General features: G+C 61.9%; 13 protein-coding genes. 2 read left to right on the forward strand and 11 right to left on the reverse strand.

Annotation, left to right across the window (positions count from 1 at the left end; translation table 11 throughout):
- Positions 1-93: 93 nt before the first annotated feature.
- The 8 genes from LUA85_RS02330 to LUA85_RS02365 all read right to left on the reverse strand — a co-directional run bounded on the left by LUA85_RS02330 (position 94) and on the right by LUA85_RS02365 (position 11,496).
- On the reverse strand, positions 94-1,038 hold the full coding sequence (locus LUA85_RS02330; RefSeq protein ID WP_231466731.1) for a glycosyltransferase family 2 protein: 945 nt from the start codon (positions 1,036-1,038) through the stop codon (positions 94-96).
- 185 nt (positions 1,039-1,223) lie between these two features.
- On the reverse strand, positions 1,224-2,528 hold the full coding sequence (locus LUA85_RS02335) for a UDP-glucose/GDP-mannose dehydrogenase family protein (RefSeq protein ID WP_231466732.1): 1,305 nt from the start codon (positions 2,526-2,528) through the stop codon (positions 1,224-1,226).
- A 124-nt stretch (positions 2,529-2,652) separates the two neighbouring features.
- Positions 2,653-3,969 carry an outer membrane beta-barrel protein gene (locus tag LUA85_RS02340; RefSeq protein WP_231466733.1) on the reverse strand — a complete coding sequence of 439 codons (1,317 nt, stop codon included), beginning with the start codon at positions 3,967-3,969 and terminating at the stop codon, positions 2,653-2,655.
- Between the two features lie 19 nt (positions 3,970-3,988).
- Positions 3,989-6,157 carry a polysaccharide biosynthesis tyrosine autokinase gene (locus LUA85_RS02345; RefSeq protein WP_231466734.1) on the reverse strand — a complete coding sequence of 723 codons (2,169 nt, stop codon included), beginning with the start codon at positions 6,155-6,157 and terminating at the stop codon, positions 3,989-3,991.
- A 96-nt stretch (positions 6,158-6,253) separates the two neighbouring features.
- Positions 6,254-7,759 carry a GMC oxidoreductase gene (locus LUA85_RS02350; RefSeq protein WP_231466735.1) on the reverse strand — a complete coding sequence of 502 codons (1,506 nt, stop codon included), beginning with the start codon at positions 7,757-7,759 and terminating at the stop codon, positions 6,254-6,256.
- A 48-nt stretch (positions 7,760-7,807) separates the two neighbouring features.
- A complete protein-coding gene (locus tag LUA85_RS02355; protein ID WP_231466736.1) occupies positions 7,808-8,788 on the reverse strand; it encodes a glycosyltransferase family 2 protein in 981 nt (326 codons plus the stop codon).
- A 73-nt stretch (positions 8,789-8,861) separates the two neighbouring features.
- Complete coding sequence (locus tag LUA85_RS02360; RefSeq protein WP_256448207.1) at positions 8,862-9,950, reverse strand: glycosyltransferase family A protein; 1,089 nt, start codon at positions 9,948-9,950, stop codon at positions 8,862-8,864.
- Between the two features lie 484 nt (positions 9,951-10,434).
- Positions 10,435-11,496: an acyltransferase gene (locus tag LUA85_RS02365; RefSeq protein ID WP_231466738.1), complete on the reverse strand. Its 1,062-nt coding sequence runs from the start codon at positions 11,494-11,496 to the stop codon at positions 10,435-10,437.
- 179 nt (positions 11,497-11,675) lie between these two features.
- Between LUA85_RS02365 and LUA85_RS02370 the strand changes: the two genes are divergently transcribed.
- A complete protein-coding gene (locus tag LUA85_RS02370; RefSeq protein WP_231471740.1) occupies positions 11,676-12,653 on the forward strand; it encodes an RluA family pseudouridine synthase in 978 nt (325 codons plus the stop codon).
- A 126-nt stretch (positions 12,654-12,779) separates the two neighbouring features.
- On the forward strand, positions 12,780-13,682 hold the full coding sequence (rpoH, locus tag LUA85_RS02375; RefSeq protein WP_231466739.1) for an RNA polymerase sigma factor RpoH: 903 nt from the start codon (positions 12,780-12,782) through the stop codon (positions 13,680-13,682).
- A gap of 58 nt (positions 13,683-13,740) precedes the next feature.
- Here rpoH and LUA85_RS02380 read toward each other — a convergent pair whose 3' ends face one another.
- Genes LUA85_RS02380 through LUA85_RS02390 form a run of 3 tightly spaced genes read right to left on the reverse strand, consistent with a single transcriptional unit; the run spans position 13,741 to position 21,289 of the window.
- On the reverse strand, positions 13,741-16,875 hold the full coding sequence (locus LUA85_RS02380; RefSeq protein WP_231466740.1) for a hypothetical protein: 3,135 nt from the start codon (positions 16,873-16,875) through the stop codon (positions 13,741-13,743).
- A complete protein-coding gene (locus tag LUA85_RS02385; RefSeq protein ID WP_231466741.1) occupies positions 16,872-18,293 on the reverse strand; it encodes a cytochrome P450 in 1,422 nt (473 codons plus the stop codon). The genes LUA85_RS02380 and LUA85_RS02385 overlap by 4 nt, the downstream gene beginning before the upstream one ends.
- Complete coding sequence (locus LUA85_RS02390; protein ID WP_231466742.1) at positions 18,290-21,289, reverse strand: adenylate/guanylate cyclase domain-containing protein; 3,000 nt, start codon at positions 21,287-21,289, stop codon at positions 18,290-18,292. Before LUA85_RS02390 ends, LUA85_RS02385 begins: the two co-directional genes overlap by 4 nt.
- Positions 21,290-21,315: the final 26 nt, after the last annotated feature.

The raw sequence follows: 21,315 nt of genomic DNA on the forward strand, positions 1-21,315 counted from the left end.
TTTCGACTGCCGACATGCTTTGCGTTGATTGCATTTGGAATTCCCCAGGTATGCGGCAGGGCGCCAAAGCGACCCGGTCCTTTCGGATTGCGATCACTTCCTGATGGTCAAGGCCGCCTTGTTTATTGTGATTGCTCCTGCAAGCGTAACGTAAACCGCGCCGGCAAGTGGCGCCATGGCGATCAGCGTTGCCCAAGCCCTGCGATGGATCATGTAGGCCTTGGCCGCAGCCAATTCGCGCGCAAGTGTCGAAAGCCGCCCACGATGCAGGTCGCGGAATGTTCCGGCAATCCAGCCCTGCAGATAAGCGATGCGACTTTTCCGGCAAAGCAAGTGCTTGGCAAAATAAGCGCCTCTGCCGCGATCGTAACTTGCCATGAGCGCGGGATAATCTGAGGCTTTGCGTCCGTGGTGATGTCTTACAACCATGGAGGGATCGAATCGGCCTGGCAATCCTGCCCATACGCATGCCGCCACCGTATCGATATCTTCGCACGGGAATGGCGTTCCTGCACCCAATGCCGGGTCTACTCCGCCGATCCGTTCTAGCGCGTTGCGCCTGAACGCCATGTTGGCGCCTTGAAGGGCGCCTGGCCTGACAAATTCAAAGGCAGGTATGTCACTGGCCTGCGTTCTTTCATCAATGGTAACCGGATAGTCGTCGGGGTCGTGCAGCAGGATTCGCCCGCCAGCAAATCCGATCTCTGGATGAGCATCGAACACGGCTATCGTGGCATCGACGATATCCGGCGCGACGTAGCAGTCATCGTCCGTGAAAAGGATGATATCTCCGCGCGCTTCCCGCCATGCCATGTCACGCGCAGCGCCGAGTCCGATGCGACTGGCGGTGACGATGCGAAAATTTCCAGCCCCTTCCGCAAGGAATGTCAGCCGCTCTCTGGTGTTGTCAGTGGATGCGTTGTCAACCAGCAGCAATTCCCAATCTTGCTCGCTTCTAATGGCCTTCATGGCCGAAATCATCGGCTCCAGCGATTGCGCGCGATTGCGGGTGCAAACGATTATGGAAAGCCTGGTCATGATAATCGGCACGAATCTGAAATTTTACACATCCCTGCGCCAATCGATTGGGCACCGCAGGCGCCATTCGTCCGCCGCTTTGCGCCATGTTGTACCGGTAATGCGCAGGAAGAATTCCGAGGCAACATGCAGCTTCCCATCAATGATCAGGGCGTTGATGAAGTGCCCACCCGGCCAGCCATCGTTCAGGGGCGCCCAACGCTGGTATAGGAAAATCCCGCGTCGCGCATTTCCGCCGGATCATAGACGTTGCGCAAATCGACGATTACCGGTCCCTTTGCCAGTCCCTTGACCCGGCCAAAATCGAGCGCGCGGAAGGCGTCCCATTCGGTGACCAGGACGATGGCATCTGCCCCCTCGATCGCGGCATAGGCGCTTTCCACCATCCGCACGGCGGGCATCATTGGCGCGGCTGCCTCCATCCCCTCAGGGTCATAGGCGACCACTTCAGCGCCCGCATCCAGCAGTGTCTGAACCACCGCGATCGACGGCGCATCGCGCATGTCGTCGGTGTTCGGCTTGAACGTCAGGCCCAGCAATGCCACGCGTTTGCCCCGCGCCTCTCCGCCCAGTGCCTCGATCACCTTGCGGCCCATCGCGCGCTTGCGGCTATCGTTCACCTTGACCACGGCTTCGACAAGCCGGACCGGACTGTTGTAATCCTCGGCGGTCTTGAGCAGCGCCAGCGTGTCCTTGGGGAAGCACGATCCGCCATAGCCCGGCCCGGCATGCAGGAACTTCGATCCGATCCGGCCATCAAGACCGATCCCGCGCGATACGTCCTGCACGTCTGCACCCACTTTTTCGCACAGATCGGCCATCTCGTTGATGAAGGTGATCTTCGTCGCGAGAAAAGCGTTGGCGGCATACTTGATCAATTCCGAACTGCGGCGCGAGGTGAACAGGATCGGCGCCTTGTTCAGGAACAGCGGGCGATAGACCTCCTTCATCACGCCTTGCGCCCATTCTTCCTCTGTGCCGATGACGATGCGGTCCGGCCGCTTGAAATCGCCGATGGCAGCGCCTTCGCGCAGGAATTCGGGGTTGGAGACGACCGCAAACTTCACGTCTGTCCCGCTATCGCGTATGATCCTTTCAACCTCGTCGCCGGTGCCCACCGGAACGGTTGATTTCGTAACCACCACCACCGGGGTCTTGATGTGTTCGCCAAGCTCTTGCGCTACGGCGTAGACATAGCTGAGATCGGCATGGCCATCCCCGCGCCGTGACGGGGTGCCCACGGCGATGAAGATCGCCTGCGCCCCGTCGATCGCGCTTGCAAGGTCGGTCGAGAACGTAAGGCGCCCAGCTCTCACATTCGTTCCTACCAGTTCGGCAAGGCCCGGTTCGAAAATAGGCATTACCCCGTCGAGCAGGCGGGCGATCTTGCTTTCATCCTTGTCAATGCAGACCACATCATGGCCGAAGTCGGCAAGGCATGCGCCGGAAACCAGACCGACATAACCTGAACCTACCATCGCAATCTTCATGCCGACTTGAACCTCGTATTGTCAAAGGTGACCCGGTTTTCGTTTGGGCGAACATCGCTTGCCGCAATGCCGGCAAGGTCCGATGCGAACATGCGCGCTAGTCTGTCCAGATCAGAATTGTGTGTCAAATTGCGTAATTCACCCCCAACGCTACGCTGTTGGCTTTGAAGCCTCGCCCACCGTTGGAGGAATTGCGCGCCTGATGCCGCAGGTTGAAATGCAGGCGCAGGCGGTTTGTCATGTAATAACGCGGTTCGAACACAAATTCGCGCTCGCGACTACTTGAGACAACGGTCCCGGCTGCTGCCCCGGCGAGCGATGGCTTGATCCAGCCCAGGCGTGTGCGTCCTGTCAGCACAAGGTTGCGCAGCAGTTCGTGATCGATTCTCAGACGCACTTCGTCGCGCAGATTTCCGGCAGTCGTCGGTGAAACCGTTTCGTCCACCCGGCGTTCGCCGTCCAGATATATGCTGGTCAGTGGCGTTACGTTCCAACGTACTGTGGCGGCATAGGCGAGCACCTTGAATTCGCGGACGGTAGGATCGGGGTAGCGGAAATTGAGGTATCCGATGCGGATGGTTGCCAGCAGCAGCTGGGTAATCTCCCGCTGGACTCCCAGTTCCAATCGCAGGCTGTCCGCGCTCCGATCAATCTGGGTCAGCGGATCGAAGCCGGCATCGCCCCGCCGCAGATCGTACCGCCGCGTCTCAATCGTGGCGCGCGTGAAAAATTGCGTGATCGGGCTGACATTGAATCCTGCCTGCAGGCTTGCTGACATGACCTTGAAATCGCGGAACTTCTGGTTGAGTACGCTGCCATCTTGCAGCAACACGTCACTGTACCGCCACTGCCGCGCCCGGCCCTCGGCCCGCAGTGCGAGGTCGCCCAGCGTCTGGTCCAGCCCCAATGTACCGCCAAGAGTAGAGTAGTTTACGCGTTCTGCCGTCGTGCTGAAGCTGCCAAGATCACCGCGTCTTTCGGCCGTTCGATTGTAATCGACACCCGCAGACAACCGGGTCTGGCGTGAAATGTCGAGGCGGCCGTTGAATGCCGTTCCATATTCGGAAACATCTTCGGTGCCGTTCTCCAGGTATGCAACCCGCTGGTAGAAGCCGTCGAGCTTGACAAAATGATTGTTCCAGTTGGACTCAACGGTCAATTCCGGGCGTATCGTTGCAATTCCGTCACTCACGGTGTTGGTGTTGCTCGCCTGGATATTGTCATTGTAGACAAAATCGGCGCTGATCTGCGGCATCACCAGGAAAGAACCCGCGCGCAAGCCCTCGTCGCGCAAGCGACCGCTCTCGCGCGAAGCCACGCTTGACCCGTAAACATCGCGGTTCTGCGCGAACGCGGCACCCGTGCTGCCTGCCAGAGCAGAGCAGGCGATGATCCCCCCGATCAGGCTTCGTTCGAAAGTGTGGCTTTGAATTCCACGCATGACGTTTCGCCCTTGTCGGTCAGTTGACATAATAGCCGCGGAACTGGCGCTGATAGTTGTAGATATCGTTGTGGCCAGTGCTGGCATATTTCGCGATATCTACCTGGCTGAGCGCAACGCCGCTGATCTTGGCCCCGGCGGCCAGAAGAATATCGATCGTTGCCTCAACCGCATCAATCGAGGTTTTCGACCAGCGGGTGATGACCAGAACCCGGTCGGCGCAGGCTGCTACTGCACGAGCATCCGCCACGCCAAGCACTGGCGCGGTGTCGAGTATGACCACTTCGAACTGCTGGCGCAATTCGGCTGTCATTCGCGCCAGGTTTTCGGGCGTCAGCGGATCACGGGCATCCGCCTGCGGCGCGGCCGTGCCCAGCAGATACATGCCGCTCGGCTCATGCAATACCAAGGCTTCGTCCAGTGAAGCTTCGCCACGCAGGTATTCGTAAAGACCGGGGCGTGGTCCTTTAACCAGAAATGCGCTGGAGCCGCGGCGGCGCAAGTCACAGTCCACCAGCACCGTACGTGCACCTCCCATGGCCGTGGTTCGGGCAAGGCAGGTCGATGTCGTGGTTTTGCCTTCCTGCGGAAGGGCTGACGTTATCGCGATGACCCGGCCTGATGACCCACCCGATGCCTTCGCGCCGCCCAGCATCATGAACGCCTGCAATGCCCGCAAACTTTCAGCAAAGATGGAGAACGGATGCGAAACAACGTATTCTTCCGGCGGCTCCGTCGCCCGTTCCTTGCCCAGTGTGGATTCAAGCGTCGGGATGGCCCCGGCGTAGCGCACACGCAACCGCTTCTCGATATCGCTTTTGGTACGAATTCCGCCGCGTATGTATTCGGCGATGGCGATGGCCGCAAACCCGGCAAGGAAACCGCCGATGATGCCGATCAGCGCGGCCAGCTTCCGGTTGGGGAATACCGGGGCATCAGGCAGTTCAGCGGCGCTGGTCAGGCGGGCGTTGGCCTGTTGCAACCCTTCCTGCGCGCTTGTTTCCTGAAGGCGCTTGAGAAATGTCTCGTAAATGCCTTTGGCTGCGTCGGCGCGACGCTGCAACTCCATCAGGCCTACGGCGGCGGAATTATTGCCGGCCAGCGTACCGGTTGCCCGCGCTCGACTGCTCTGCAGTGACCCAAGGCGTGATGACGCAACGCGCACATCAGCGCGAAGGTTGGAGAGAATACGGTCGATTTCCTGCTGAATCTGCGAACGGATTTCGGTCAGTTCGCTCCGTGCCCGATTAAGGTCGGGATGGAGCGGGCCATAGCGCGATTCCATCTCGGCCACCTTGGTGCTGGCCGCAGCCTCGCTTTGCCGCAGGCTGCCGATGGTGCCGGAACCCAGCGCTGCGCCAACGTCAGCCCCGCCGCCGCCTGCCCGCAACTGGCCCTCCGCAGCGCTTAGCCGACCCTGCTTTTCAGCCAGTTCGGCTTCTGCCTGCGCGATCTGCTGGTTCAGCGTCGAGACTTCCTGCTCCGCCATTGTGGAGCCTTGGGCGCTCATCAGGCCATTGCTGATCTTGTACTGCTGCAGTGCAGCGTCGGCGGCAGAGGCTTCGGCGCGCAATTCGGTGGTGCGCGCCTGAAGGAATTTGCCTGCATCGCTATTGGCATTGATCTTGGCTTCGCGTTGTGCCGCCATGTATTCCTGCGCCACCAGGTTTGCCGCATCGGTGGCGAATTGCGGATCGCTGGACCTGGCCGTCACGTCGATCACGAAAGTGGTGCCAAGGCGCGAAACCGAGACGCTGCCCAGAATCGCCTGAGCCAGGACCTCCCGCTTGTCTGCCGCAGAAAGGGGATCGGATGGGCGCAAGGTAGCATATACAGCCGCAGCACGGCGCGCGACATCGGGCGATCCGATCAGCCGGACCTGTGTTTCGATCGCCTCGCTGTTGCTTGCGATATCCTTGGTCACTGCCTTTACGTCGACGACATCGGGCGTTGCCACTTCGACAAGCAGGCTTGCGCTGCTCTGATAAATCGGCGTCCGCGTCAAAGTCCATGCGGCCACGCCTGCCACGACAAGGATCGTCACCAGCGAAAAGAGCAGGATATTCCGGCGAAACATCAGCCAGAGCAAGCGCGGGTCGGGAAGAATCCGTGCCGGCGCAGCGTCAGCGGTACGCTGATCCTCAATGGGATCAAGCACTTCGCTGCCTTGTGGATCTGCAACGCTCATATTTGGATGCCGTCCTAATTATCGCCGTAGCATAGGTCTATAGCCTGTGTGCGGTTGCAGCAAAAGTCATGTCTGCCCAAGTCGCGCATTCTGTCTCTATTTGATCCGCTTCAGATGTTCGGCAAGACGTAGCGCAAGTGCAACAATGGTCAGTGTCGGGTTGGCATGGCCACCTGTCGGCATCGCTGATGCGCTGCAGATATAAAGATTGGATGTTCCATGAACTTTAAGTTGCGGGTCAACTACACCATGTTCCGGGCTGGTTGCCATGCGGGTAGCACCGATATGGTGATGACTGTCCAGCATGTAGGCTTCGGGCAAGGCTGATTGAGCAAGGACGCCATCCACCAGTTGCACCGTGCCAAGCCCGGCCCTGGCCAGCCAGTCGGCAATTGCGCAAGTCGTTATCCGCAGGGTCCGGCGATCCTCGTCGGAAATCCGCCAGTCGATCACCGCGTTCTTCATGCCGTTCCGGTCGCGGTCCGGGGCAAGCAGGATGCGGCTTGCGCGGCAGGGTTGCTGTTCCACGTCGAGAGTGAGGAGGCACTCGGCGTTGCCCAGCACGGGTTCCCGCCCTACGGCGCGATGGCCTAGCGACCGTGCCAGCCTGAGGGGGTTGAACTCCCGCGAAACGCGATCGCCGCGCCGATAGTTGAGCCAGGCTGCGGCGTTGAGCAGTTTTTCGCGCGCCTGGACATCTTGCGACAACGCCACCCCGGTTTCGAACTGCAATCCCTTTGGTTTGCGAAAGCGGTTGAAGGCCTGTTGCAACCGCGCAGACTGTCCGGGATCAGCCGTAATCACCGCCGTTATCGCCCGAAGGTGCTGCATGAAATAGCGGCCGGTGACAGGCGCGACGCCAGACAGGACGTTTGGCCAGTCTTCGGCCAGATTGAGCATGAAACGCGCGTTTTCCACACCGCCGCCGCACAGCACAACCCGGTCTGCGCGCACGGTCACCACCTGCCCGGTTCGCGCCTTCAGTACGCATCCGGTTGCCTTGTTGTCGTGCCATTCGGAAATACCTGTCGCAGCGGCGTACAGCAGCACCTTTACCGTTGCGGAGGTCTTGAAGCGATGATGCACACGCTTGCCCCAATGCTGGTAGCGTTCTCGCGCAACGCCCCAGTGCCGCCAGGCATAAGGTTCAAGCATTTCCGGTCGTCCCGGTATGGCGCGCAGATTCTCAAGCGGCGGCGGCATGTCTTGCCAGCCATCCGCAAATCCGCACATGGCCATCGCCCGATCTTCGTATTCTGCGAGTTCTGCCCAGGGGAACGGCCAGCCGCTTTTTGGAACCCAGGGCCGTTCTGCAAAATCGATCGGGTCCAGCATGGCAACGCGGCCACTCCAGTACCGGGTCAATCCGCCAAAGGCATGAAACTGGTCGCGAATGCCACCGGCAGGCTCGCCAATCGAGCGGAAGCAGGTATAAGGCTGCAATTCCTCATTAACTTCAAGACCGCCAGCTTCGGCGATGATGATCCGGCGCTTGCCATCGTCGAGCGCTTCGGCCAGCGAAATGCCTGCTGCCCCGGAACCGATGATCAGAACGTCGCATTGCAGATCGTGGTCGGTCAGGTGTCTGGCGTCGATAATCACGTTTTAACAGTACCCCGTCGTTGGATTGATCCACCTCTCTGATCTGCGTCACGGGAAATCGGCATTATCGAGCAGGAGGCGCCATTGCGGCGTTGACGGTGGACTGTGCGCAGCGCGCTTGTCCCGAATGATGTCGAGGCAGACACGGGCAAGGATTAGCGGTGTGCTTGCGAGATCGGAAATAGCCCGTGCCAGGCCGCTGTCGCGCTTCCGGTCCAGAAAACGGCGATGGGCGACTTTCCGACCGATCGAGACGGCGTGAGTTGCCAGCAGGCCGCGTTCGGCGCGGGACAGTCCGCTTTCGTCCGCAAGGCTCAGGCTGGCCTGGTGCAGGGCCTCAAGATCGGCAGTGCGGTGCTGTCCACTCAACGAACCTGCCCGCTCGATAGCGATGTAGCCACAGCGTTGCGACAGGACGAACCGCGCTCCGCGCGCCATCGCCTTGGCATAAAGCACGAAATCTTCGCCCAGGCGCACATTTTCGGCATAGCGCAAGTCCAGCAGCCCCAGCAGTTCGCGCCGGAAGACCGGCTTCAGGAAGCCGAGTTCGCCGCGCTTCCTGCCCGGACGCGAGATGTTGCGATCGATGAACTCTGCCAGCCCCAGGGGGCGGCGCTTGTCTGCAAGGTCGGCAAGCATGGCATCGGGCAAGGGCATCGTCTTGCATTGTTCCGGGATGAACAGGATGTTGTCCGCCATGAAATCCCAGCCTGTCTGGCCTGCCAGCAATGTTGCGAACCGTCCGGGCAGAAGCCAGTCGTCCGAATCCACCATGGCCACAAAGGGCGCTTCGCCCATCCTGAGCGCATGGTTCCGGGCTGCGGCCGGGCCTTGGTTCCGTTCGAACTGAACCAGACGCAGGCGCGGGTCTCCTGCTGCAACGTCCCGCACCACGTTTGCCGTTCCATCGGTTGAACAATCGTCAACAACGATAACCGAAGCCACTTCGCGTTGCGCCATGGCCGTTTCGACCGCCCGTCCTATCGTGTCGGCAGCATTGAAGGCCGGTATCATCACGTCTACGAGCATGAAGGCGCCGTTCCGTTTCTGGCTTCCCTGTGGAGCGAGGCGCGGTTCGCACATTCATCCGCGCGGCGCGTCACTATCGCCACAACGATTTTGCCAGTGCGATTGGCCAGAGCCAGACAGGTGCCAGCAGCATTGCGGCCCCGACCTGACCGGCCTTGATCAGCCGAGCGGATGCCTGCGAGACATACCATCGTACCTCCCGTGCATTTTCCATCGATATCGGGGGCTGATCGCGCAGCGCGGCGGCGATGAAGGCGCAGTCGCTTCTTTCAATCTCGTAAGGGCGATAAGCGCTCAATTCCAGCAACTTGATCCCGACGCTCAGGCGAAAGTGATTCACTTCCAACGAAGCCAGGGTCGGCCCGACCAATGTGCACATGGCATCCAGCGTGCCAGCGCTGCGCAGTTGCGCGATGAGACTGCCGGAAAAGTCCGGTTCGGCTTCTCCCCTCGCGCGCCGCCGTGCAGCCAGCCCACCAAGTTGCGAACCGATTGCCATGATCCGCCCATTGACGACCGAACTGCCCGAAATGGACCCGACATGAAAGCGGTACTGGCCCAGCACGATTGGCAGATTGTGCAGTTCACCCGCCTCGCGCAGCCGCCAGTAAAGATCGCTGTCCTCCGAATGCGGGACTGCGCGATACCCGCCTGCCTTGCGCATCGCATCAGTGCGGGCCATCAGGAAAGGGTGGACGATGTAGGGTTCGCGCACCGGCACCCACGCGGCATCGGCGAGCATCGGATCGCCTGGCTGGGGCAGGCCCGGTACGGGTGCGCCATGCTCATCGATGTGATCGACCTTGCAACCCACTCCCACACAGCCGGGATGTGCCTGAAGGTGGGAGTACTGCTGCGCCAGCCGGTCCGGCAGGCAGATGTCATCTGCATCCATCCGTGCAACGAACGGGGCTTCCACCAGGGCAAGCGCATGGTTGAGTGCGCTGACAATGCCGGCATTGTCCTGGCGGACAACCATGAAGCGCGGGTCCTTCTCCTGCCAGCGGGCAAGGATGCGCGCGCAACCATCCGTGGAACCATCATCTACCGCGATGACCCGAAAATCTGTAAAGGTTTGCTCCGCAAGGCTTTCAAGCGCGGCATCCAGCGTCGCTTCGGCGTTATGCACCGGTATCAGGATGTCAATCTGCGGAACAATCATCTGTCAGACATTTCTCGCCAGCTATCCGTGCGATCCTTCGATGATTCCGCAGGCAGAAATTCAGTCATCAAAACTTGTGATACTCATTGCAGGCTAGCTTGCCAAACGCGTCTTCGCAATTGCAAAATACAACTGTCTCGGTCTTGAATATGTATGCCGAAATGGAAATGATTGATGATAATTTCGATTTATGAATGGTACAGATCTTTGATTATCATGAAGATAGTGGGCGTATCTGAAAGTACTCCACCAAAATGGAGGAACGCTCGGCAATGCCGGTTTTTGCAATTGCTGGCAGCTGACCAGCAAAGTTTTCAGCCAATTGATACACACCGCACCAATTGGCCATGCTTTTGATGTGGGCCTGTGCATTCTGCCAATCATGCGGCCAAAATTCGTGTACTGTGGAGGTTCGGCAAGGCCTGTGCCCCGCCGTGGGGCTTCAATGCGATCAGCGGAAGGGGCATCCTCACGCCATCTCATGCTAAAGTTCCTCTGCCAATGTCGGCTGCGTCTGGACCGGTGCCGTCCTGTGCTGCTGAAACATCATGCGCAGGCGCCGCGTCATCGGACGTTCCACCACCATATGAACCAGAATCGCAAGGCATTGTGCAAGGGCGAAAGCGCCAACCATAGCCAACAGCACGGTTGTTGTTGAGGCCTTGGCAGGAAGCAGCTTGCCGATCCCCTGCAAGACGAAGGCATGCGTCAGGTACAGGGCATAGCTGGCGTCTCCGAGCAACTGGACGGCGCGGTGGCGGAAGCAGTTTCCGCTTCGCTCCAGGGATACCGCGCATAGCAGCACGATGGCGGCTGGTATGCCGCAGACGATTGCCCGCGGCAGGCCGGACCCAAGCAGGGCACCATAGATCAGCGCTGCCAGCGCAACGGCAAGCAGCGGCAGCGCCATGCGACGCGGGATTGTACGGTCCTGCCCCAGGGCAAGCGCCACCCCCATGCCCAGCGCAAACTCCAGCACGATGGGGTGGGCAAAAAATCGGACCTCGACGGGGGCCGGCCGGACCCAGGCTCCGAATATGACGATCAATGCCAGCATGCCGATGCTCAAAAACGCGGTTCGTCGTACGTTGGACCGGGTAAGCCAGAGGAATGCGGCAAACACCGCGTAGAAGAACATTTCGTAATTCAGTGTCCAGCCGACGAACAGGACAGGCATGGCCAGGCCATTGCTCTTTATAAACGGGATGAACATCAAGGATTTGAGCAGTTCCAGCCAACTGGCTCGCGTCGCGCCAAGCAGTTCCGGTCGGGTTGCGGCGATCAGGAAAACAGCAAGTGTGCAGACCCAGTAGAGCGGCACGACCCGGAGGACGCGATTTGCCGCAAAGGCAGAGGCCGCAGGAGGCTTGCGGCTGGCTGTGTGCACCATCAGAAACCCGCTCAGCACGAAAAACAGGTCGACTCCGGCGTTGCCGAATTCCAGCCAGCGCTTTTCAATACCCAGCGGACGCGCAAACAGATCAATGTGTACGAACAGTACCAGAAAAGCGGCAATTGCGCGCAGAATTTGCAAATTGTAAATCACGCCAATTCCCGATGTACAAATGCAGCGCCATGGCTCCGTAGTACCATTAACCGGCATCTGCGTTTCAGAGAAGCGCGGATATCGGAACGAACTGGCCGGATCGGGACATCGTGGCTTGCCTTGCAGATCGCGAACCACCCCTTGCCCAGATGGACACCGGGCACCATATCGAAGCGGCAATGGGGGCATCTGACAGCATCATTTCCGGCGTGATCCCGCCCGGCGGCTTGCGGCTCGACAAGGCTTTGGCCGAGGCGAGCGGGCTTTCGCGCGAGCGGGTGAAGGCTTTGCTGGGCGAGGGGCGGATTGCCATCGGCGGGGTGCGCGCTGCCAATGCCTCTGCCAGGCCGCCAGAAGGCGTCACCTTCACGATCACTGTGCCCGAAGCGACGCCTGCCCATGCTGTCGCCCAGGATATTCCGCTGTCCGTGATTTACGAAGACGATGCTCTGATCGTGATCGACAAGCCTGCGGGGCTGGTGGTGCATCCGGCGGCGGGCAATCTCGACGGGACGCTGGTCAACGCGCTGCTGCATCATTGCCGTGGGCAGCTTTCGGGCATTGGTGGGGTGGCGCGGCCGGGGATCGTGCACCGGATTGACAAGGATACTTCCGGGCTGCTGGTCGTGGCCAAGACTGACGTGGCGCACGAAGGGCTGGCCAAGCAGTTTGCCGATCATTCGATCGTGCGTGCCTACAAATGCCTGACCGCAGGCGCGCCGATGCCGCCTGCGGGAACGGTGCGCGGGGCAATCGCGCGGTCGAATCACGATCGCAAGAAGATGGCGCTGGTCGAGGAAGGGCGCGGTAAACATGCCGTGACCCACTACAAGACGCTGGCCGTGCTGAACGATGCCGCGCTGGTCGAATGCAGACTGGAAACAGGCAGAACCCACCAGGTCCGCGTTCACCTTGCGTCAATCGGTCATTCGCTATTGGGTGACCCTGTCTATGGACGCGCACCTTCACGGCTCAGGCCGATTCTGTCGAGGCTCAATTTTCACCGCCAGGCGCTTCACGCCGCGGAACTGGGTTTCGTGCATCCCGTCAGCGGCGACAAGCTGCACTTCACCAGCCCGACGCCCGTCGATATGCGGGAACTTATCGTCGAACTCTGCGCTGAAGGACAGGATACAAGAGTACTGGCGATGGTGTAGACAATCTGGTGTAATCAAGCGTTATGGAGTCGCGTTCAAAGGCACTCCGCAATGCGTGGTCCCACCGCCGGTCGCCCATCAGGGGGCCGTCATCTGGGAACCGACGCGTAGAAAGGACAAGTTCAGGTGAGCAAGGAACGTAACGCGCTGACCGTCCCTTCATTGGGCGGCGAAGCCAGCCTCAATCGCTATCTTTCGGAAATCCGCAAGTTTCCCGTGCTGAAGCCGGAGCAGGAATACATGCTCGCCAAGCGCTATCAGGAACATCAGGACCCGGAAGCCGCCGCACAACTGGTGACGAGCCATCTGCGACTCGTGGCGAAGATCGCCATGGGCTATCGCGGCTATGGCCTGCCGGTGAGCGAGCTGATTTCCGAAGGCAACATCGGGTTGATGCAGGGCGTCAAGAAGTTTGAGCCGGATCGCGGGTTCCGTCTGGCGACTTATGCGATGTGGTGGATCAAGGCTTCGATGCAGGAATTCATCCTGCGCAGCTGGTCGCTGGTCAAGATGGGTACGACCGCCGCGCAGAAGAAGCTGTTCTTCAACTTGCGCCGCATGAAGAAGAACCTTGAGGCGTTCGAGGATACCGACCTCCATCCCGACGACGTTCGGAAGATTGCAACTGATCTGGGCGTGCCCGAACAGGAAGTGATCAACATGAACCGCCGGATGATGATGGGCGGCGATGCCTCGCTCAACGTCTCCATGCGCGAAGACGGCGAAGGATCGTGGCAGGACTGGCTGACCGACGACCGCCCGCTTCAGGACGAGACGGTGGCCGATGCCGAGGAAGCGCATTACCGTCACGAAATGCTGGTGGAGGCGATGGAAAGCCTGAACGAGCGCGAGCGTCATATCCTGACCGACCGCCGTCTGGTGGACGAACCCAAGACGCTGGAAGAACTTTCGCAAGTCTACAACGTCAGCCGCGAACGTGTCCGCCAGATCGAAGTGCGCGCTTTTGAAAAGTTGCAGAAGGCGATCCAGCGGATTGCAACGGAAAAGCACCTGATCCCCGCAATGTGATGCGCTGATCGATGGCAAATAACGGAAACGGCCGGGCGATTGTCCGGCCGTTTCTGCGTCAGCACGCTGTCGGCAGCGCCAGCTTGGCATCGCTTCCGGCAAAGGCGCTCCCTGCAAGGAACCATAGCGCGTGGCGGCCCGGCATGAAGAAGTAGCCGCCGCCGCGCAGGGTCACATGGCGTGTGACCGGGGACAGTTCCAGTGAAGCGTTGCGACCGGGGATGGTGAAGCGCTGCTTGTCCGGCGCGATGTCTGCGTGATGCATCGCAAAAGGATCGGCCTCGCGTTCAAGGCCGTGAAACACTGGCGAGCCGACCCATGTTTGCTGGACGAATTCGAACTGACGTTCCAGATCGGCGTTGAAGCACATGAACAGCGTACCCCTGGCCACCGTGCCGTCATCGCTCAGATAAGGCCGTCCGCGCCGGAGCAGGCGGTGACGATTGCTGACCGACAGTTCCAGCGGATCGGTCTGGGCAAGGCTGTCACGCGGGAAACTGCGGCGCACGTGGCTGCCGAACGGGCAGCGCAATCCTTGGGGATCGGCATCCCGGTACAGAAAGTCGTTTCGCGCAACGGCGGTGGACCCGTTGCGGAAGGCGGGGTGGAAAGGGTGATCGACCAGCGAGGACCCATCGCGCCACCGCCCCAGCATCTTGGCGGCCAGCCATTCGCGGGTCCGGTGGAGGTTGCCATTGTGGGGGTTGATAACGTCGGGCTGGCGGCAGACGAATTTGGCCTGTTCATCAAGTTGTGCGCGAAACCCGTCAACGTCCTGTCCCAGTTGGCGGATCACCAGATAGCTGCCATTGCGCCCGAAATCGCGGGCCATCGCGCTTTGCCGCGAGAAATCGGGATAGAGCTGGGGCTGGTCGGGCGGGGGCGCGGGCAGGATAAGATCGGGTCGCATGCCGAGGGCGTCCATCGGGCGTTCGATCAGCGGGGAGGGCGGATAGAAACCGCGATTGTCGGCATAGCCAAGGATGAATTCGCCCGGTTCCACCGCGTGGACCGGGTCCGGCGCGCCTTTGCGACCGGGAAATCCGCGCACCGTTGGCTGCGAGACGCCATCGACGAAGCCGAATGGCTCTCCGGTCAATTCGCCGTCTGCCGTGGCGCGCGCGGGGATGACGGCCTTGGCGTCTGCCGGGGCGGAAATGGCTTCGTCGCCCCGATCCCATGCGGCCTTGAACGCATCGAGATCGAAGCGGTCTAGGCCGGTGCGGATCGTGACCGGATCGGTCAGCCCCGCCGCCAGCGCGGTATCGATGGTCTGTTGGAAGCGGGTGTCGGCGGTATCGTCGTCCTTGGCGTAGAGCAGCAACGCGATGTGCGCGTCGTCCTCAGTCCATTCGAGGGCTGCCGGATCTTCGAGCAGGCGCTTTCGGCTGGGGTGCGCCATGCCGAGCGCGAAGGCGGGCGAAAAGCCTTGCGCGGTGCCGGGGCCTGCAAGGTCCAGTTCGTCATGCAGCCCAAGCAGGCGCAGACCCTGCGCTGAGAATGCAAGGTTGCAGACGAAGTGCTCAGGCGGTTTGTCGCCGAAGCAGACGACATCGCTGGACATCAGATCGGCCAGCCAGCGCTGCACATGCGAGTAGGGGTGGGCGGTGCCGGTTTGCGGTGGGCCGAAACGCAAGCCCACCACCATGCTGCGCGGATGGCGGCGCAGGCCTCCGAACAGGACGGTCTGGATTTCCTCGTATTGCAGGCCGTATTCGGGGCGCGGGATCGATCCGAACAGGTCGAGCCATGCTTCGGCGTCAGAAGGCGATGCTTCAAGGCGCTCCTTGCACAGAAGGCCGCTGACGATCAGTGCGTGCTTGCGCATGCTGGCGCAGGAAAGATCAGGGTGTGCCGAAAACCAGAACGCGGTGGGGCGCATCGAACAGCGGGCAAAGCGCTTCATCCGGTCGCCATCGGTGGCGCCATCGAAAAACAGCAGGCGCGTTTTGGGGAACCCTTCGGTGTTGCTCCATGCCCCGGTCACGCCGCGCGCGGCCTTTGTGATGAAGTCTTCGAGATAGCTCTCCCAACTGCCATCGTAATTGCTGCAGAATACCAGTTGCCGGGTGCCGGGCAGGACCAGCCAGCGCGCGGCGTGGATCGTGCCGATGGTCGAAAGGAAGCCGTTGCGCATCACGCCGATCCGGGCAAGCAGGGCAATGGCGCTGAACGCCAGTGCCAGCGACAGGCGGCGAACGCGGGCAGGGCGCAGGCGGGTGACGCTGATCATGTGATTCTGGACAAGGCCGGGCGCATTCTCGCGGGCCATCATCCGGCCAAGGTTCGCCGGCGAGGGGGTGCGGTCAACCGGGGCATTGGCCGTTTCGTCCTTGCGCAGCACCCATCCGAACAGGGCGACCAGCGAGCCGGTGAACGCCAGCGTGAACGCGAGTGCGCCTGCCAGCGCGACGAGCGGCGAGGTGCCGTTCCAGCACAGCCCCGCCAGCGACAGCAGGAACGGCAGGATAACGCCGATGGCGAGCAGTTGCCAGCTTTCGGGCAGTCCGCGGACGATGGCGCTGAAGGTCGATTGGGTACGTTCGAATTCCAGCCACGGCGCATCAGCCGTTTCCGAGAAGGCGAGCTTTGGCGGTTCGCGGTCGCCGATCTGGCCGAGCGTATCGGCGAGATCGCGGGCGACGGCGCAGAACAGCGTTTGCGGGCCATGCAGGGTGGATTCGCCGCGCTGCCGGGCGATCACATCACGCGCACGTTCGACGATGGCACGGTTGCGCGCGATGGCCTTGACCGAAAGGCCGGGAAGGCCATTGAACGGCAGCCCGCCCAGCGCGCCGAACAGGCGGAACGGCCCTTGCGTCAGCGGATGAGCGTGGCGCTGTAGCAGTGGGAGAACGTCGCGCTGATGTTCGATCCCGCTGGTCATGGAAAGGATTGGCAGCAACTCCGCGCCAATGGCCTGCGCGATGGCGACGATTCCTTCTGCGGGCGTACCGTCCACCGTTGCTTCGATCAGCAAGTGCGCCTTCCTGCCCGGTTCATCGGGGCCGATGGCGTGAATGGATACGAAGTGAATGGTGCCGGCAGCGCGCAGCCGTTCCGCCACATCGGCGCGGGCGGGATTGCCGAGGGCTTCGACCGCGCGCTCGACATCGGCAAGCGTGATGGTGCACCACTCGGTATCGTCGGTGAAGGGAATGGCGATGGTGACGAAATCCTGCCGTTCGCTCATCCTGCCGCGTCCTTTTGCACGATGTGGTTAGGGGTAGGCGTGGGGGCTGACGACTGCGGCGCGACGCATGCGAAGCGCAGTTCGTCGGGCATGAACAGGAACATCGAAAGGTGCGCGCCCTTTGCCGGGACGATCCGGCCTTTGGTGGCAAGCAGGGCTTCACGCATGATCGTCCACGCCATCATCCGGCCATAGCAGACGTGCGTCCCTTGCAGCGGGCCGGAGGTGATGTAGGGCCGCGCCGGATCGGGCACGAAATTGTCGGGATCGGCAAAGACCGCCGGATCGCGCGAGGCGATGTTGACCATCGCCAGAATGCGATCGCCTGCGCGAAGATCGATCCCGCGCCAGTGGCAGTGCTGCCGCACGGTGCGGACCAGGCGGCTTTCGCCCGCCAACCGCAACATCTCGTTGATCGTGGCATCGTGATCGGCGTCGGCCTTGGCGGGATCGGACAGGCGTTCGAGCAGCGCGTTCCAGCCGATTCCTGCGTCGGCGCCGTTTTGCGATGTGGCGAACCCGGCGATTTGCGACAGGGCATTGCCCACGATCAGCACCAGCGCACCGGTGAGTTCGAACAGTACGCTGCGCGCCTGCGTGGCATAGTCGGCAACATCGGGGAATTGCCCTTCGACCGCGCGCAAGGCGGCGAGCAGGCTGGTGGGTTCGGCAATGGCAGGCATCTGCCAGGCCCTGTCGAACGCGGCGAGCGAATGACGCGCGGTGGATTTGGCGAGCATGGGGGTGAGGCCGGTGCTGGTGGTGACCGTGCCGAAGACGTGGCCGAACAGAGGCTGCTGAAGGGTCAGCGCGATCGTGGCAGCGCCCATTTCGCCTTTGAGCGGCAAGTATCGACCGGGGCGCAGCAGGTTGCGACCGTAGACGATCGACCGTGCCACCCAGCCCGGTGTTGCGGGCGCGGGTACGCCCACAATCCGTCGGGCCATGCGCCATGCCAGCAGGAACGCATATTCGCGCACGAAATTGACCGGCTCCTGCGTTCGCGCGCGGGTGTCGAGTACGGCAAGGATGCCCTGCGCTTCCTCGCGCGCGAGGCTGGCTATCCATGTGCGATAGCTGGATGCCAGGTTTGGCGGCTCGCTGCTGGGCGGTGCCTTGCGCAAGGTGTCGATATGGGCCTGTGCCGCCAGCAACTGGCGCTGGCGTACCTTCCGGTTGGCGTCATTCTCTCCCACAAGGTAGCGCACGGGGCCAGCAACCTGACTTAGCAGGTCATCGTAATGGCACAGCGAAAATGTCGCCTCGTCGGTCAGGACTTCGCTGACGATATCATGCCGGGCGGCGAGGAAGACGCGGATGGTGCCGCCTTTTTCCAGCGGGGTGAAGCGGGCAAGCGCGGGGGCGTTCGGATCGAGGAGGCGTCGGGCCTCGGTCTCAGGATCCGAAGCCGCGCTCATGCAAGCGGTGCCAGCGCATCGAGCCGCCGGATCAGCGGCGCGATGCCCAGCGCTTTTACTTTCGTGCGCAAGGCGTCCGGTACTTGCGGGTCTTCTCCGAAAGCCGCGCGCACTTCAGCGCCAAGTACGGCGGCGTGCAGTTCATGCATCGCTTCGCCGCAATCGCGACAATGCGTCAGCGCTTCCGCTGCTCTTGCGGTAGCCTCGGCCGCATCGCCACGCGCCATGGCCAGCCGCGTCCGGGCTTCGTGCAGATAATAGGTCGCTGCCGTGCGGACATAGCGATAGTGGCCACGCCGGACAGAATCGGCAAGGACAGTGCCCGCCTCTTCCAGCAGGCCCTGCTCGATCAGGCACAGTGCCAGCCAGCTTGTGCTGACCGGCTCGAAGCCATGAAAACGGTAGCGCAGGCAATCCGCATAAGCTGCACGCAGAACGTGCAACGCCCGGTCGATCCGGCCCGAACGATAATGCTGATAGCCATTGGCGAGATCGGCCAGCAGGCGCGAATACTTGTGGCGGTAGCGGCGAGACAGGTTGAGCGCTTCGGCGATCCACTGCCGCGCGCGCGGTACATCACCGAGATCGACCAGATACCACGCTCCGAAAGAACGGGCGAGGACGTGTGGGATAACAACCACGGCCCCGAACGTGGAACCGCGCGAGCCGTCGTCCAGCCGCGCGCCAAGCCGTTCGATCCGGGCGATCGCCTCTTCCGGGTCGGCGCGCGAATAGGCGATATAGGCCGCGACCAGATCCGCAAATGTGCGGCGGGGCAGGCTTTCGCGCAAGTCGAGATCGGCCTCGGCTTCGGCCAGCCAGATGGCGCCGCGCGCGGGCGCGCCGTCGATCCAGTCGAGCAGGGCCATATTGATCCGTGCCACGGTGCGCATCGTCGGACCCATGTCGATCTGCCCGCTGGCAACGGCAAGAATGTCCTCACGCGCTTCCTGCTCAAGCGACAGTTGCTGAAGCGTATCGAGTGCCAGCAGCGAGAACCGCGCGCGCTCGAACGCAGCACTCCGGGGATCGAGTTTTTTCGCGACTTCGCGCGCGCGGCGGTAAAGCAAGAGCACGGATTCGATCGCGGCCAGCCCCAATGCCTGTTCGCAGGCCTGCCACAGATGTTCCAGGGCGCGCTGGGTCAGGCCCGCCTTTTCGGCGTGTGTTGCCAGTTCGGCCTGGCTCGCCAGCTCGGCGGGTGCCGTGGCATCGTCTTCCAGCAGTTCGAGTACGCGCGTGTGCATGGCCGTGCGTCGCCGCCGCGCCATCGTGCCATAGGCCGCTTCCTGCACCAGTTGGTGTGTGAACCGCGCCACGTCGCCCTGCGCGGTTTCGATGACGCGAGCCTCAACCAGTCGCGCAAGCGCGTTTGCCGGGTTGCGGCATACCAGCGCCGCGCCCCGCGCAAGCCGATTGGCAGGAAACGATGGCCCCAGCGCAGCGCAGAGCTGGCACAGTCGCGTGGCGTCTTCGTCCAGCGCGGCAAGGCGCTCGGCAAGCAGGTTTTCAAGCCGTGCGGGCAGGCGCGCGATGCCTGCATCGGGCTGGGCTGCCACCGCGAATTCCTGCACCGCCAGCGGCAAACCTTCGGCACGTTCAATAATGTTCTCAACCGTCGCGTCGTCCAGCGGATCGTGGCGGTTGATCATCGAGACGAGGACGCGCGCAGCACCCGGTGACAGAGCATCGAGGTGGACCGGCCTGCCGCACAGCATGGAAATCCGTCTGGCCGCTTCGGGGCGTCCTCCTGCGATCATGGCAAGGTTCGCGCCCTTGCGGATGCTGGCCAGGACGCCCAGCGTTTCTTTGTCGATGTACTGGACATCGTCGACCAGCACGAGCAGCGGCAGGTTGGCAACGGCAAGGCGGGCAAGGCCGATGATGGTCTGCCTGGCAATGCGATTGCGGTCGCCCGGTGTAAGGCCGGGCAGCCACGAGTCCTTGCTCGCCACAATGCCGCTGAGACATTCTGCCTGTTCGGCAGTAAGCGCCGCGGCGGCAGCGGGGTCGGGGCAGAACGGGCGCAGAAGGTCGACCAGATGGCGAATGGCAGGCGCAAGGCAGCCAAACGGCACGGCGGCAATCAGGGCGTTGCCGCGAATGACCACGACAGTGACGCCGAGGCCCGCAGCGATTCGGCTGGCTTCGAGCAGAAGGCGGCTTTTGCCCATCCCCGCCTCTCCGACAAAGCCCAGCGCCGCGGCCTGGCCCTGACGCGAAGCTGCGACCACAACCCGCAGGCGTTCCACGTCATCGTGGCGCCCGATGACAGGATAGGTCGCGTTGCCCTTGACCGGAACGCTGTCGCTTCCGGCGAAATCGACCGCCAGCAGTTCGAACACGGTTTCGCCGGTCGCGTTGCTGCCTGCACTGTCATCATTGCCCGGCAGGGTGCCCAACGGACGCAGTTCGCAATGTTCGGCGATCAGTGATACGGTGGCAGCGGAAATGGCGACGCTTCCGGGCGGGGCAAGCTTTTCGATCTGGCCGGCCACGTGCGCGGCATGGCCAACCACGTCGACGATACTGCCGAAATCGTTGTCCTGACGGCGCAGCAGAATCGGCCCGGCATGAAGCCCGACGCGCACTTGCGGCGAGGGCAGAATCCCAACGGCCCCGCTTTTCATCCGGTCTACGATGCGCCGCGCGGCAACACTGGCGCGCAGGGCGTGGTCCTGTGCGGCCGGGTGAATGCCGAACACCGCCATCACCCCATCGCCCTGGACGCGTACCACCAGGCCATCGAATTCGTGAATCGCCTTCTGGATAAGCGCAATCGAACTGTCGAGCAGATCGCGCGCATCTTCGGGATCGAGCGCGCTGATGAGGCGGGTGGAGCCGACGATATCGGCAAACAGGATCGTGGCGAAGCGAACCGATTCAAGCTCGCCTGCAAGCGCTTTCCAGTTTCCGGCCAAATCGTTCGGCAAATGCCGCGTGGCGCGCGCTGCATCCAGCGCGGACCCGGTATTGCCGTGCTGTACCACCCGCACGTTAAGACTTTGCGCCCCCTGGTCAG

Origin of the sequence: Novosphingobium sp. CECT 9465 (genome assembly GCF_920987055.1) — a bacterium.
In the GTDB taxonomy this organism is placed as follows: domain Bacteria; phylum Pseudomonadota; class Alphaproteobacteria; order Sphingomonadales; family Sphingomonadaceae; genus Novosphingobium.